Source organism: Maribellus luteus, assembly GCF_003576475.1.
GTDB classification, from domain to species: domain Bacteria; phylum Bacteroidota; class Bacteroidia; order Bacteroidales; family Prolixibacteraceae; genus Draconibacterium; species Draconibacterium luteum.
Window position 1 is genome coordinate 1 of sequence record NZ_QWGR01000183.1, and the last position, 574, is coordinate 574.

Consider the following 574-nt stretch of genomic DNA (forward strand, 5'->3'; position numbering starts at 1 on the left):
GACACACCGCATGCGGTTCGGCGGCAGATGCACGCATTGCTTGGCGACGCGCTCGGGCTGTACATCGTGCGGCATGACGCGCGCCGCAAAGCGGTCACCGTGGATCTCGAACTGGCTCACGCAGATGTGGATGCGGTAATCGACGCGCTGCTGCATGGCTTGCCGCGCGCCACGCTGGGCCGCATTACGCCGCTGCGCACGTCGCACCGGCGCGCGCATGCTGTGCTGCATTGAGGCGTGCCATGTTCTCAGGAATCTGGATTCCGCTGGTCACGCCGTTCCATCATGGACAGGTCGACACCGCCGCACTGCGGCAACTGGTACGCCATTACGAGGGCGCCGGTGTGTCGGGCTTCGTGGCGCTGGGCACGACCGGTGAAGCCGCGCTGCTCTCTCAGATCGAGCGCTACACCGTTTTGGAAACCATCGCGGACGCTTGCGGCGAGCGCACGCCGTTTCTGATCGGCGTCGGCGCGACGGACACACGCGACGTATGCGCGCAGATCCGCCACTACGAGCGATGGAACAGCGCCGGCTACCTCGTGCCCCCGCCGTATTACGTCTGCCCTTCGCA

At 66.0% G+C, this 574-nt stretch carries 2 protein-coding genes; both read left to right on the forward strand.

Translation table 11 applies throughout. The features are described from left to right. Nucleotides 1-234, forward strand: a 234-nt coding sequence (locus D1614_RS28510) for a hypothetical protein (protein WP_119440522.1), incomplete at its 5' end; no start/stop codon positions are given. A gap of 8 nt (nt 235-242) precedes the next feature. Next, a partial coding sequence (locus D1614_RS28515) for a dihydrodipicolinate synthase family protein (protein ID WP_175579318.1) occupies nt 243-574 on the forward strand: 332 nt, incomplete at its 3' end.